Origin of the sequence: Corynebacterium sp. HMSC04H06, from assembly GCF_001815935.1 — a bacterium.
In the GTDB taxonomy this organism is placed as follows: domain Bacteria; phylum Actinomycetota; class Actinomycetes; order Mycobacteriales; family Mycobacteriaceae; genus Corynebacterium.
In genome coordinates, this window is the sequence record NZ_KV823464.1 from 1 (window position 1) to 12,871 (window position 12,871).

The 12,871-nt window shown below is 66.9% G+C and carries 13 protein-coding genes; 11 read left to right on the top strand and 2 right to left on the bottom strand.

Features of this window, described 5'->3' with window-relative positions; genetic code table 11:
- The 3 genes from HMPREF3067_RS10790 to HMPREF3067_RS10800 all read left to right on the top strand — a co-directional run.
- The coding region (locus HMPREF3067_RS10790; protein WP_141759403.1) for an ATP-binding protein at positions 1–964 on the top strand (964 nt) is incomplete at its 5' end.
- Between the two features lie 31 nt (positions 965–995).
- On the top strand, positions 996–2,192 hold the full coding sequence (gene dprA, locus HMPREF3067_RS10795) for a DNA-processing protein DprA (protein WP_070769725.1): 1,197 nt from the start codon (positions 996–998) through the stop codon (positions 2,190–2,192).
- 57 nt (positions 2,193–2,249) lie between these two features.
- Complete coding sequence (locus HMPREF3067_RS10800) at positions 2,250–3,146, top strand: tyrosine recombinase XerC (protein ID WP_070769726.1); 897 nt, start codon at positions 2,250–2,252, stop codon at positions 3,144–3,146.
- 26 nt (positions 3,147–3,172) lie between these two features.
- Here the strand turns inward: HMPREF3067_RS10800 and HMPREF3067_RS10805 are convergent, their stop codons facing one another.
- A complete protein-coding gene (locus tag HMPREF3067_RS10805) occupies positions 3,173–3,670 on the bottom strand; it encodes a M23 family metallopeptidase (RefSeq protein WP_070769727.1) in 498 nt (165 codons plus the stop codon).
- A gap of 402 nt (positions 3,671–4,072) precedes the next feature.
- Between HMPREF3067_RS10805 and rpsB the strand changes: the two genes are divergently transcribed.
- The 5 genes from rpsB to HMPREF3067_RS10830 all read left to right on the top strand — a co-directional run bounded on the left by rpsB (position 4,073) and on the right by HMPREF3067_RS10830 (position 8,683).
- Complete coding sequence (gene rpsB / locus HMPREF3067_RS10810) at positions 4,073–4,951, top strand: 30S ribosomal protein S2 (RefSeq protein ID WP_070769728.1); 879 nt, start codon at positions 4,073–4,075, stop codon at positions 4,949–4,951.
- Between the two features lie 288 nt (positions 4,952–5,239).
- A complete protein-coding gene (gene tsf / locus HMPREF3067_RS10815) occupies positions 5,240–6,052 on the top strand; it encodes a translation elongation factor Ts (protein ID WP_070769729.1) in 813 nt (270 codons plus the stop codon).
- A gap of 244 nt (positions 6,053–6,296) precedes the next feature.
- On the top strand, positions 6,297–7,034 hold the full coding sequence (pyrH, locus tag HMPREF3067_RS10820) for a UMP kinase (RefSeq protein WP_070769730.1): 738 nt from the start codon (positions 6,297–6,299) through the stop codon (positions 7,032–7,034).
- Between the two features lie 74 nt (positions 7,035–7,108).
- Positions 7,109–7,666 (top strand): ribosome recycling factor, encoded by a 558-nt coding sequence (frr, locus tag HMPREF3067_RS10825; protein WP_070769731.1) that lies wholly within the window; start codon positions 7,109–7,111, stop codon positions 7,664–7,666.
- Positions 7,667–7,777: 111 nt separating this feature from the next.
- Positions 7,778–8,683 (top strand): phosphatidate cytidylyltransferase, encoded by a 906-nt coding sequence (locus tag HMPREF3067_RS10830; RefSeq protein ID WP_246819309.1) that lies wholly within the window; start codon positions 7,778–7,780, stop codon positions 8,681–8,683.
- Here the strand turns inward: HMPREF3067_RS10830 and HMPREF3067_RS10835 are convergent.
- Entirely contained in the window at positions 8,680–9,087 is a 408-nt protein-coding gene (locus HMPREF3067_RS10835; protein WP_070769732.1) for a LapA family protein, read from the bottom strand. The genes HMPREF3067_RS10830 and HMPREF3067_RS10835 overlap by 4 nt on opposite strands.
- A gap of 104 nt (positions 9,088–9,191) precedes the next feature.
- Here HMPREF3067_RS10835 and rlmN point away from each other — a divergent pair, with 104 nt between their 5' ends.
- Genes rlmN through HMPREF3067_RS10850 form a run of 3 tightly spaced genes read left to right on the top strand, consistent with a single transcriptional unit; the run spans position 9,192 to position 12,790 of the window.
- Positions 9,192–10,328 (top strand): dual-specificity RNA methyltransferase RlmN, encoded by a 1,137-nt coding sequence (rlmN, locus tag HMPREF3067_RS10840; protein ID WP_070769736.1) that lies wholly within the window; start codon positions 9,192–9,194, stop codon positions 10,326–10,328.
- A 43-nt stretch (positions 10,329–10,371) separates the two neighbouring features.
- Positions 10,372–11,178, top strand: a complete 807-nt coding sequence (locus tag HMPREF3067_RS10845; RefSeq protein ID WP_070769733.1) for an ABC transporter ATP-binding protein — start codon at positions 10,372–10,374, stop codon at positions 11,176–11,178.
- Positions 11,171–12,790, top strand: a complete 1,620-nt coding sequence (locus tag HMPREF3067_RS10850) for a hypothetical protein (protein ID WP_070769734.1) — start codon at positions 11,171–11,173, stop codon at positions 12,788–12,790. Before HMPREF3067_RS10845 ends, HMPREF3067_RS10850 begins: the two co-directional genes overlap by 8 nt.
- Positions 12,791–12,871 lie beyond the last annotated feature (81 nt).

The window sequence follows — 12,871 nt, forward strand, 5'->3', positions numbered from 1 at the left end:
GCACCCGCGGGCGCCGCGCACGCCGCTGGACTTCCGGGACGTGGCCGGACAGGCGCCGGCGAAGAAGGCCGCGGAGATCGCGGCGGCCGGCGGCCACCACCTGATGATGGTGGGCCCGCCCGGCTCCGGCAAGTCCATGATCGCCGCGCGCCTGCCCAGCATTCTGCCGCCGCTGAGCATCGACGAATCTGTCGAGACCACCGCCGTCCACTCGCTGGCGGGATCGGCCGGGACGGTCATCGGACACGCGCCGTTTATCGCCCCGCACTCCTCGGTGACGCGGGCGGGCCTGTTAGGCGGCGGCGGAGCGCGCGTGCGGCCCGGCGCGGTCAGCCTGGCCCACAACGGGGTGTTATTCCTCGACGAGGTCTCCGAAATCCCCGCCGCCTTCCTGGACGGGCTGCGCGCGCCGCTGGAGGAGGGCACCGTGCGCGTGTCCCGGGCGCGCCGGGAGGTCAGCTTCCCCGCGCGCTTCCAGCTGGTCATGGCTGCCAACCCGTGTCGCTGCGGGGCCGATCAGGCCTCCCGCTGCAGGTGCCGCTCCGCCGACCGGCAGAACTACCTGCGCAACATCTCCGGCCCGCTGCGCGACCGCCTGGACATCATCCTGAGTCTGAACGCCCAGGGCGCGGTCATCGGCAGCGCGGAGGAGGAGCCCTCCGCCGTCATCGCCGAGCGGGTGGCCGCGGCCCGGGAGCGTTCCGCCGCCCGGTGGCGGCAGGCCGGGCTGGATGCCCGCACCAACGCGGCGGTGCCGACGTTTTGGATGCGCCGGGAATACCCGGCGACGGAGGACGCGATGGAAACGCTCAAGGCCCTGCTGCTGATGGGGGATATCACGCAGCGAGGCATCGATAGGGCGCTGAAGGTGGCCTGGACGCTCGCGGACCTGGCAGGGCTCAAGCAACCGGACCTGGATCTGGTCTCGCAGGCGCTGGAGCTGCGGCAGGACTCGACGCTTTAGATGAGACAAACACAGGGGGAGGAATACTTTTATGTCCGATTTTCACTTGCGTAACGAGCTCGACGCCTGGGTCTACCTGAACCGGGTCGTGGAGGGCCCGTCGCGGCACCTGGCTGCGCTCCTGGGAGAGTACCCGGTCGACGAGGTCGCCTACGGCGTCTACCACGCCCGAGATTGGGTAGGCCCGCTTCTGCATCAGACCGCCAGCCGGCGTGACTGGCTGCGCCAGGACGAGGACTTGGCGGCCGCCCGTAGCGTCGGCGCCCGGCTGATTACACCCGCGGACCCGGAATGGCCTCGCGAGGAATTTGAGCGCGCCTTCGGCTTCTTCGCCCAGGCGGCGGGGGAGGCTCCGGCCAGCTTCGACGCGGAGGCCGTCGCCCCGCATTCGCTGTGGGTGCGCGGCGGTAACCTGCAACAGGCCGTGCGGGAGTCCGTGGCCTTAGTCGGCACCCGGGCGATGAGCCGCTATGGCTACGAGGCGACGCAGCTGCTTGCCCGGGACCTGTGCCAGCACCACGTCACGGTGGTCTCCGGCGGGGCGCTCGGGATTGATACCACCGCCCACCAGCAGGCACTCGACAGCGGCGGGTGCACGGTGACGGTGGCCGCGTGCGGCGTCGATTACCCGTACCCGGCGCGCAACGAGCCGCTGTTGAACGCCATCGCCGCCCGCGGCGTCATGATCAGCGAGTACCCGCCGGGCACCACGCCGCAGCGCCACCGCTTCCTCACGCGCAACCGGCTGGTCGCCGCGCTAACGGCCGGGACCGTGGTGGTGGAGGCGTCGTTTCGCTCCGGGGCGCTGAACACCGCCAACTGGGCGGAGGCGCTCGGCAAGGTGGTCATGGCCGTGCCGGGGCCGATTACCGGCCGCGGGTCGGTGGGCTGCCACCTGCGCATCCAGGACCAGCGGGCTCAGCTGGTGGCGAACGGGGAGCAGATTAGGGAGCTCATCAGCCCGGTTGGGCAGGTGGACGCCGGCGAGCAGTTTGAGCTGGACTTCGCCGCCAGCCCCACCCAGCGCCTGTCGCGCAACGAGCTGCGCGTTTTTGACGCCGTCCCGCCCAGCGACTGCGCCGAGGGAGCGCGCGCCCAGGACATCGCCCGCGATGCCGGGATGCGGCTGCCGCTGGCCATCCACCTGCTAGTCGTGCTGGAAAAGCAGCAGCTGGTGCGCCGCCAGGGCAACCTGTGGATCCGCGACAGCCTGCACGACGGGCACTAGGCGCCAGGGGCGAAGGTCCCCGCGAAGTCCCCACACCCGCGGACTAGACTGTGGGGCATGACTACCACGCCCCGCCCCGCCGGCCAGCTGGCCGAGGCGATCGAGGACTTCGCCGAACACCAGCGGCTGGTAGAGGGCAAGTCCACGGCGACCGTGCGCGGCTACCGCTCCGACCTGCTCGATTTGTCCCGGACCGTGGGCACCTTCGCGGAGTTTCGCCTCAACGCGTTGCGCGCGTGGCTGGCGGAGGCGGTCAGCCAGGGCAAGGCCCGATCCACCCTGGCACGCCGGACCGCGGCGGTGCGCGCCTTTTCCACGTGGGCGCAGCGCCAGGGGTACCTGGACGCCGACGTGGCCGCGCGGTTGGTCAGCCCCAAGGTGGACAAGCACCTGCCGACCGTGCTGGGCACCACCCAGGCCGGCGAGCTGGTTGGTAACGCGGTCTCCCACAACGAGGAGGAATTCGCCCGCGACAGCGCCATCCTGGAGCTGTTGTATGCCACCGGCATGCGTGTCGCGGAGCTGGCCGGGCTGGACTGTGGCGACGTCGATCTTGACCGGCGCACCGCCCGGGTCACGGGTAAGGGCAACAAGCAGCGGGTGGTGCCCTTCGGTCACGCGGCCGCCGATGCCCTAGCGCACTGGCTCGACGATGCCCGCCCCCGCATGGCCGCCGTCGAGGACGCGCTGTTTGTCGGCGTGCGGGGCAAGCGGATTGATGTGCGGCAGGTCAGGCGCATCGTCGAGCGCGCCGGGGCCGTGACTGGCACGCCGGACCTATCCCCGCACGGTCTGCGGCACTCCGCGGCGACGCATTTGCTCGAAGGCGGGGCGGACCTGCGCGTGGTCCAGGAACTTTTAGGGCACTCTTCGCTGCAGACCACGCAGGTCTACACCCACGTCTCCGCGCAGCGCCTGCAGGAGGTCTACCGGCAGGCGCACCCGCGGGCGTAGGGGGCCGGCTGAGAAGGGCAAGCGCCCTAGAGTGGCTTGAGGCGGATGACCGGTTGACCTAACAGGCTGAGCGGATCGAGGTAGTCTTCCGAGCCGCGCCTGGCGCCCCAGTGCAGGCCGGGATTGCCGTCGTGCGGGTGGCCCAGGGTACCGATCACCTGGCCGGCGGTGACGGCCTCGCCGCGGCGGACCCGGGCGTGGACGGGTTCGTAGGTGGTGCGGATGCCGTCCGCGTGGTCGATGGAGACCACCGGTTTGCCGGCGACCACCCCGGCGAAGGCGACGCGGCCGTCGTCGGCGGCGTGGACCGGGGAGCCGACCGCAAGTGCCAGGTCCACGCCGCGGTGGCCGGCGAGCCAGCGCTGGGCCGGCGGGTCGAAGCCGCGCAGCACCTGGCCCGGGCTCGGGGAGCCGGAGACGGGATCGACGTAGGCCAGGGCGGCTGGGGGTGCTAGCAGAAACAGGAAAAAGGTGGTCGAACAGCAGGCGGACAGGATACGGGGAACAATTCGTTGAATAGTCATGCCTTCACTGTGAGCCGGATGCCGCCGGCGGGGGAAGAGGCAACCGCGCGGTCTGTGGATAACTCGCCGAAAATCGGCCGATTTGGTTGACCTGTCAACACGGGGTTATCCACAGGCGCGCTACTGTTTTGGCGCGGCCAGGATTTCGGGCTATTATGGAGCGCAGCAGTATGTCTTGCGTGCGTGCCAGAGCTTTATCATCTTTTACACGCGTGCGGGCGTGCTGACTACGCGCGGCGAAGCCGCTGCCTCCTGCTAGAAGGTGCGCAGCAGTCGCGGCCAACGCGGTCCCCGCGGTTAAAGCGGGGTGTTGGCCACGGCCTTCGTAGCCAGGGTGCGGGACAAAAACCCGCACGAATCATTTGTCCAAAACCAAAACCGAACTAGGAAAGCGAGCGAAACATGGCAGTAGTAACCATGCGCGAGCTCCTCGACGCTGGTGTGCACTTTGGCCACCAGACCCGTCGCTGGAATCCGAAAATGCGCCGTCACATCTTCACCGACCGTAACGGCATCTACATCATTGACCTGCAGCAGACCCTGACCTACATCGATGAGGCCTTCGAGTTCGTCAAGGAGACCGTCGCACACGGCGGCACCATCCTTTTCGTGGGCACCAAGAAGCAGGCCCAGGAAGCCGTCGCCGAAGAGGCCGAGCGCGTTGGTATGCCGTACGTCAACCACCGCTGGCTGGGCGGCATGCTCACCAACTTCCAGACCGTTGCTAAGCGTCTGAAGCGCATGAAGGAACTCCAGGCCATGGACGCGGCCGAGGACGGCTACAAGGGCCGCACCAAGAAGGAAGTCCTGATGCTCAACCGCGAGCGCACCAAGCTGGAGCGCGTCCTGGGCGGCATCTCCGACATGACCAAGGCTCCGTCCGCACTGTGGATCGTGGACACCAACAAGGAGCACATCGCGGTTAAGGAAGCTCACAAGCTCAACATCCCGGTGGTCGCCATCCTGGATACCAACTGCGACCCGGACGACGTTAACTACCCGATCCCGGGCAACGACGACGCCATTCGCTCCACCAAGCTGCTGACCGGCATCGTCGCCACCGCAGTCGAGGAGGGCCGCAAGGCTCGCGAAGAGCGCCAGCTGGCCGCCGCTAAGGAAGCCGCCGGTGACTCCGCCTCCAAGGAGCAGCGCGACGCCGCTGAGGCCGCCGCCGCTTCCGACCCGGCTTCCGCTACCGAGGCCGAGCAGTCCCCGGACGACGCACTCAAGGTTGAGGGCCAGGTCCAGAAGCCGGAAGGCCAGCAGCCGGCCGGCAACTAAGCCTCGATTGAGGCTTGAATAACAGTTACCCCCGCGCCCGTCGGAGACGGTGGGCCCGGGGGTTTGCTGTAGCGTATGCTGGTGGACGCTTACCTTGGCTAAACACCACCCGCCGCGGGCGCGGTGAGTGCCGAGGCAAGCGGCATGAGCACTGAAGCTTTAGGACAAGCGGGCCTCAGCCCGGCTTGGGGAGTGTGAAAAGGCCACCCTACGCCGGCGGCACCTGAGCTAATCGGCTACGCTTGTGCATCGAACATCGTTTTTTACACAAGGAGGATCGCCCGAATTATGGCGAACTACACTGCTGCAGACGTCAAGGCACTGCGCGAGGCAACCGGTTCCGGCATGCTCGACTGCAAGAAGGCACTCGAGGAAGCTGGCGGCGACTACGACAAGGCCGTCGAGCTGCTGCGCATCAAGGGTGCTAAGTCCGTCTCCAAGCGCGCAGACCGCGAAGCTACCGAGGGCCTGGTGGCCGTGTCCGGCAACACCATGGTCGAGATTAACTGCGAGACCGACTTCGTGGCGAAGAACGAGGATTTCAAGGCTTTCGCCGCTAAGATCGCTGAGGCCGCCGCTGCCGCTAAGGCCAACTCCACCGAGGAGCTCAACGCCGTGGAGATCGACGGCAAGGCCGTCTCGACCCTGGTCGACGAAGAGTCCGCCAAGATTGGTGAGAAGCTGCAGGCTCGTCGCGCCGTGACCATCGAGGGCGACAACGTCGCTACCTACCTGCACCAGCGTTCCGCCGACCTGCCGCCGGCAGTGGGCGTGCTGGTTGCTTACGAGGGCAACGCCGAGGGTGCTCACGCCGTCGCTCTGCAGATCGCCGCGATGAACGCTGAGTACCTGACCCGCGAGGACGTCCCGTCCGAGATCGTGGAGAAGGAGCGCGAGATCGCCGAGGCCACCACCCGCGAGGAGGGCAAGCCGGAGGCTGCCTTGCCGAAGATCGTGGAAGGCCGCCTGAACGGCTTCTTCAAGTCCGTCGTCCTGCTGGAGCAGGCTTCGGTCTCCGACAGCAAGAAGACCGTCAAGCAGGTAGCTGAGGAAGCCGGCACCACCGTCACCGGCTTCGTCCGCTACGAGGTGGGCGCCTAAATATAGGCCTCGGCCCCAGCGCACGTACGCGCGCGGGCTTTACCCCAGGAAGTTGCCTCCCAGCCGGGAGGCATGCTTCCTGGGGTTTGTTGCGTTAGGGGGTGCTACGCGCCGGCAAGGGGAAGCGCGGGCGGGGCATGGGGAAGCGGGCGGCCGGAGTGGGTAGAATGAATGCGACTCGCGTTTGGACTAAAAGTCGAAACGAAAGAAACCTTGTTCTACGTTCCATGACAAAGGAGACGACATGCCTGTAACCACCCCAGAAGGCGCACACAGGACCGGCTACAAGCGAGTAATGCTCAAGCTCGGCGGCGAGATGTTCGGCGGCGGCAAAGTGGGCATCGACCCGGACGTGGTCGAAAACGTAGCCCGGCAGATCGCTGAGGTGGCGAACAACGGCACCGAGATCGCCGTCGTCATCGGCGGCGGCAACTTCTTCCGCGGCGCCGAGCTGTCCCAGCGCGGCATGGACCGCGCCCGCTCCGACTACATGGGCATGCTGGGCACGGTGATGAACTCGCTGGCCCTACAGGACTTCCTGAAGCAGTTGGGTGTCGACTGCCGCGTGCAGACCTCCATCAACATGGCGCAGATCGCGGAGCCCTACCTGCCGCTGCGCGCCGAGCGCCACCTGGAAAAGGGGCGCGTGGTCATCTTCGGCGCCGGCATGGGCATGCCGTACTTCTCCACGGACACCACCGCCGCGCAGCGCGCGCTGGAAATCGGCGCGGAGGTCCTCTTCCTCGCCAAGGGTGTCGACGGCGTCTACTCCGACGACCCGCGCATCAACGCTAACGCCGAGCTCTACACGGAGATCACCCCGAAGGAGGTCATCGAGAAGGGCCTCAAGGTCGCGGACGCGACCGCCTTCAGCCTGTGCATGGACAACAACATGCCGATCTTGGTCTTCAACCTGCTGCAGGAGGGCAATATCGCCCGCGCCGTGGCGGGCGAGCAGATCGGCACCCTGGTGCAGTCCTAATAGCAAAAGAAGCGTCAAACCTGCTAGGGTTTTCCCCAGCTAGTTTCGATATTTCAAGGGAGAAACGTTAACTCATGATCGACGATATTCAACTCAGCGCGGAAGAGCACATGGCCGCTTCGGTGGAGCACACCCGCGAGCAGCTGGTGACCATCCGCACCGGCCGCGCTAACCCCGCTATGTTCAACGGCCTGGTGGCGGAGTACTACGGCGCCCCGACGCCTATCACCCAGATGGCTACCGTGTCGGTCCCGGAGCCGCGCATGCTGCTCATCAAACCCTACGAGCAGTCGATGATCGGCGAGATCGAGAACGCCATCCGCAACTCCGACTTGGGCGTTAACCCCACCAACGACGGCCACGTGCTGCGCGTTACCGTGCCGCAGCTGACTGAGGAGCGCCGTAAGGACATGGTCAAGTTGGCCAAGTCCAAGGGCGAGGACGGAAAGATTGCCATTCGCAACATCCGCCGCAAGGCCATGGAGTCGCTGAAGAAGCTGCAGAAGGACGGCGACGCCGGCGAGGACGAGGTCGTGGCCGCCGAAAAGGAGATGGAGAAAATCACCTCCGGCTACATCGAGCAGGTCGACAAGCTGGTCGAGAACAAGGAAAGCGAGCTGATGGAGGTCTAGCCTCGCCGTCAGCGATCTGAGTAGGGTGCCGCCGCGTCACGCGAATAGCCTGCCGCGGGGGCCAAGTTTTATTGCCCTTTCGATACTTCTTTGCCAATTGAAGGAATGATAGTGACCAACCCCGCTTCGCCCGACCCCGCGCCCGCTGAGGCGGCGCCCGCTCGGCGCCACCTGCCGAAGCCGAAGAACGGCGCGGGACGCAACCTCTCGGCCGCCACCGGGGTAGGGGTCGCCCTCGGGGCGTTGGTCATTTTCGCGGTCTGGGCCGGCCCGCTGGCCTGGTACCTAGTGGTCTCCGTCGCCGTCGGCGTGGCCATGTGGGAGGTGCTCACCCGCCTGCGGGAGCATTCCTACCACCTGCCGCGCACGCTGATGATTATCGGCGGCCAGGCCATGGTCTGGATTTCCTGGCCGGCGGAAGCCGGCGGCTTGGTGGCGGTCTACGTCACGGCCGTGCTGGCGCTGATGTTCGGGCGCCTGTTCCACAACGGCCGGCACCGCCCGCCCATCCACTACATGCGGGACATGTCGGTCGGCATCTTCGTGCTGACCTGGATCCCCCTCTTCGGCACTTTTGCCGCCATGCTCTCGCGGGTGGAAACCCCGCTGGCCAGCGGCTCGGCCTCCATCCTGACGTTTATGCTGTGCGTGGTCGCCTCGGACACCGGCGGCTATGTCGCGGGCGTGATGTTCGGCTCGCACCCGATGGCCCCGGCGGTGAGCCCCAAGAAATCCTGGGAAGGCTTCGCCGGCTCGATTCTCTTCGGCACCGTGGCCGGCGCCCTGAGCGTGAAGTTCCTGCTCCACACCGACGCCTGGATTGGCGCGCTGATGGGCGTGGGCCTGGTCTTCTGCGCTACCTTGGGCGACCTGGTGGAGTCCCAGTTTAAGCGCGAGCTGGGTATCAAGGACATGTCCGCCATCCTGCCCGGCCACGGCGGCCTGATGGACCGGCTCGACGGCATGCTGCCGTCGGCCATGGTCACTTGGGTGGCAATGTCCTACCTGGCGACTTAACGCCCGGCGCGCTTGACCTGGCGGCGCAGCTCGAACATGCGCCAGCCGCCGACGCACGCCATAATCAGCGCGCCGGCGATAGCAAACAACAGGAAGGCGATCCCGGCGGGGAAGTCGCCGCTCCAACCGAGGAAGTTGACCGGCACGGACTGCTGGTTCTGCATGATGAAGACAATCAGCAGGATAAGCAGCAGGAAGCCGATGATGAGAGCGACCCAGGTAGAAGCGGCGAAGGATCCGGAGACCTTGCCCTTGCCCTGCGGTTTCTCGTCGGTGGCGGGGGTGGTCTCTAGGGCACCGGAATCTGCGCCCGCGCCGGTGGTGGCGGGGGCCTTAGAGTTCGTCGCGCCGGCGCCCGCGTAGGCGTCGGTGTAATCCGGTTCTGCGTTTTGGGAATGTGTCATATAAATATTTAAACGTGTCGCGGGTTGGTTGCGCCACTTCTGGGCCGCGCGGACGCCTTTAGATTGGGCACTTGGCCCGTAGACGTGCCAAAATGGGAGGCATTATGGCACAGTCTGTGAAACTTAACTTCTCGGCCCCGCGGCGTGGTCTGCCGCCGAAGCACTTCGCCGACCTCTCCCACGATGAGCGCGTGGCCAAGCTCGCCGAGCTTGGCCTGCCGAAGTTCCGCGCCAAGCAGCTCGCGCAGCACTACTACGTCCACTACACCAACAACGTCGAGGACATGACCGACGTGCCCGCCAGTGCCCGGCAGGACATCCAGGACGCGCTCTTCCCGGAGCTAATGACCCCCATCAAGCACTCGGGCACGGACGACGGGGAGACCACCAAGTCCCTGTGGCGCCTGCACGACGGCACCCTGCTGGAGTCGGTGCTCATGCGCTACCCGGGCCGCGCGACCCTGTGTATTTCCTCCCAGGCCGGCTGCGGCATGGCCTGCCCGTTCTGCGCGACCGGCCAGGGCGGGCTGGACCGCAACCTGTCCACCGCGGAGATTGTCGAACAGGTACGTAACGCGGCCAAGGAGATGGCCGCGGAGGGCGGCCGCCTGTCCAACATCGTCTTCATGGGCATGGGGGAGCCGCTGGCCAACTACAAGCGTGTCGTGCAGGCGGTGCGCCAGATTACCGCCCCCGCGCCCTTCGGCTTCGGAATGTCCATGCGCAACGTGACCGTCTCGACCGTGGGCGTGGCCCCGGCCATCCGCAAGTTGGCGGACGAGGACCTCTCCTGCACCCTGGCGGTCTCCCTGCACACGCCGGACGACGAACTGCGCGACACCCTGGTGCCGATCAACAACCGCTGGTCGGTCGAGGAGGTTTTGGACGCCGCGCGCTACTACGTGGACAAGACCTCGCGGCGCGTGTCCATCGAGTACGCGCTAATCCGCGACAAGAACGACCAGGACTTCCGCGCGGACATGCTGGGCCGCAAGCTGCACCAGGCGCTGGGCTCCAAGGTGCATGTCAACGTCATCCCGCTGAACCCGACGCCGGGTTCGGAGTGGGACGCGGCCCCGAAAGCGCGCCAGGATGAGTTCGTCCGCCGCGTCCAGGCCCAGGGTGTGCCGTGTACGGTGCGTGATACCAAGGGCCAGGAGATCGCCGCGGCCTGCGGCCAGCTGGCGGCCGAGGAGCGGGACGAGGATTCCGCCGACGCCAAGGAGCCGGCCGGCGTTTAGGTTTATCCTGCGGGGCTGATAGGTGGCTGATAATGTGTCAGGCATGACGCAGCCCAATTTTCCCCAGCTCGCCGCTGATCCGACCACTCAGGCCTTCGCCGTGCGGGGCCTGAGTAAAACTTTTTCCGGCACTCCGGCCGTGGACAACCTCAGCCTGGACATCCCGCGCGGTTCGCTCTACGGCATCGTGGGCCCCAACGGCGCCGGCAAGACCACCATGCTGACGATGGCCTGCGGGCTCGTGCGGCCCGACGCCGGGCAGGCCTACCTGGCCGGCCACGACGTGTGGGCCGAGCACAACCAGGCGGTGGCCCGCGTCGGGCTGCTCATGGACGGCGCCCCGGTATTCGACCGCCTGAGCGGCCCCGAATACCTCTACTACCTGGGCGCGCTGCGGGGGATGGAAGAGTCCGTGGTAGCCAGTCGCTCCGAGGAGCTGCTGGCGGCGCTGCAGCTTTCCGATGCAGGCTCCAAGTACATCGCGGATTATTCGGCCGGCATGACCAAGAAGATCCTGCTGGCCGGCGCCCTGCTGCACGCCCCGGACGTGCTGGTGTTGGACGAGCCGCTAGAGGCGGTGGACCCGGTTTCCGGCCGGCTTATCCAGTCGATCCTGCGGGAGTTCGTGGCCGGCGGCAAGACCGTCATCTTGTCCTCCCACGTGATGGAGCTGGTCGAGGGGCTGTGTGATCACGTCGCGGTCATCCACCGCGGCCGAGTGGCCACCTGCGGCCACGTCGATAACGTGCGCCAGGGCCGCAGCCTGACCGACCTGTTTATTGAGCTCACCGGCGGCGGCTCACTGGCCGCGGGCTCCCTGGGCTGGCTGCGGGGTGGTCGCGATGACTAAGGCCTCGGTGCCTGCCACGCTGTTTTCCCTGCACCGCACGCTGTGGACGCGCAGCTTTAAGTCCAACCCGTCCCAGACGTGGATGGTGGCACTTTTCGGCTTCTACGCGCTCATCGGACTGGTCAGCGTGACCCTGAACGTGGGCCTGGAGGTCTCCACCGGCCCGGGCCGCTTCCACGCCCTGACCGGTGCCGTGGCCCTTGGCACGGCGGCTCTGATCGTCGTCAGCATCTTCATGCCCGCCGGTGAGCGGCAGGTCGGGCCGATGGATCTGCGCGGCCTGCCCATCGACGCCGCAACGGCCGAGCGCGGGCTCGCGCGGGTGGCGCTGTGGTCCAGCCGCGTCTTCATCGCCGCCGCGGTCACGCTCATCTTCGCGGTGGCCGGCTCCTTCGTGCTGGCGGCCAACGGCGCCGCCGCGATGATCGTGGTCTTCGTCTTGGGCCAGGCCGTCTCGCTGGCGTTGGCGGTGGTGTGGACCGAGGTCATTGCCGGGGGAGCGCAGCTAGCGGTCAAGGAGATGGGCGCCAGCAAGACGCGAACGTCCATGGTTTCCGGGGTAGGCTTCGTGGTGTTGATCTTCGGCTTCATCGCCGTCCAGAACTTGGGCGTCGAGGGCCTGCCGATAGTCGGCTTCGGCGAGGTCGCCGCCTGGACGCCGTTGGGCGCCGGCATGGGCTGGGCGGCATCGGTAGCCAACGGGCAGTGGGCGCAGGCTTTAGGCCAGCTGCTAGCCGCCGTGGTGTTCCTGGCCTTGGGGTTGTGGCTGTGGCGCCGGCAGACCGCCCGCAGCTTCCGCCAGGCCTACGAGTCGGGGCCGCAGGTCTTGGAAGGGACCCGGGCCCAGGGCGTGGGTGCCCTGCGGCTGGCGGGCCTGCCCTATGCCAGCCCGGGCGCGATGGAATACAAGCGCGTGCTGCGCTACTTTATCCGCGATACGCGGCTGTCGTCCACGCTGCTGCTCCTGCCGGTGATGATCATCCTCGCCGTCGTGATGAGCTTCGGCGAGCGCGGGATGGAAGGCTTGTTCTTCCTGGCCTTTACCGGGGTCCTGGGAGGGATCAGTGCCTCCAACGATTTCGGCTACGCCGGGCCCAGCAATTGGGTGACCATGGCAGTACCGGTGCGCCCGCGCGTTTTCCTCTACGCCCGCCACCTGGCCATGATCACCCCGGGCGTTATCGCGGCGGTCGTCCTCTTCGTCATCTTGCTCATCATCCAGCCCGATCCCTCGCTGACCGTGCTCGTGGGTGTGGCCACCCTGGGCCTGCTGCTGTCGGCCTGCGGCCTGTCCATGGTGATGACCACCTTTAACCCGTACCCCATGTCCGCGCCCGGGGCGAACCCCTGGACGGACAAGTCCGGCATGCAGGCCGCGGCGTTTATCAGCGCCTTCGTCGTGCTGCTGGCCGGCTGGCTGCCGATTGCGCCCGGCGGAATCCTGATGATCCTCGGGGTGAGCCAGTCCTCGGCCCTGCTCACCGGCCTGGGCGCGCTGGTGACTGTGGCTCTACCCGCGGCGATTTACGCGGCGGCCTGGGTAATCTGCGGCAAGCGCGTGGACAAGCAGATGCCGGAAATCTACGCCAAGGTCGGCACCTACGTGAAGTAGCGCGGGGCAGGGCCACCTGCCGCGGACACGAAAAAGCCGCCGGCCCCGGGAAGTGAACTGCTCCCCATTAGTTGGACTGAG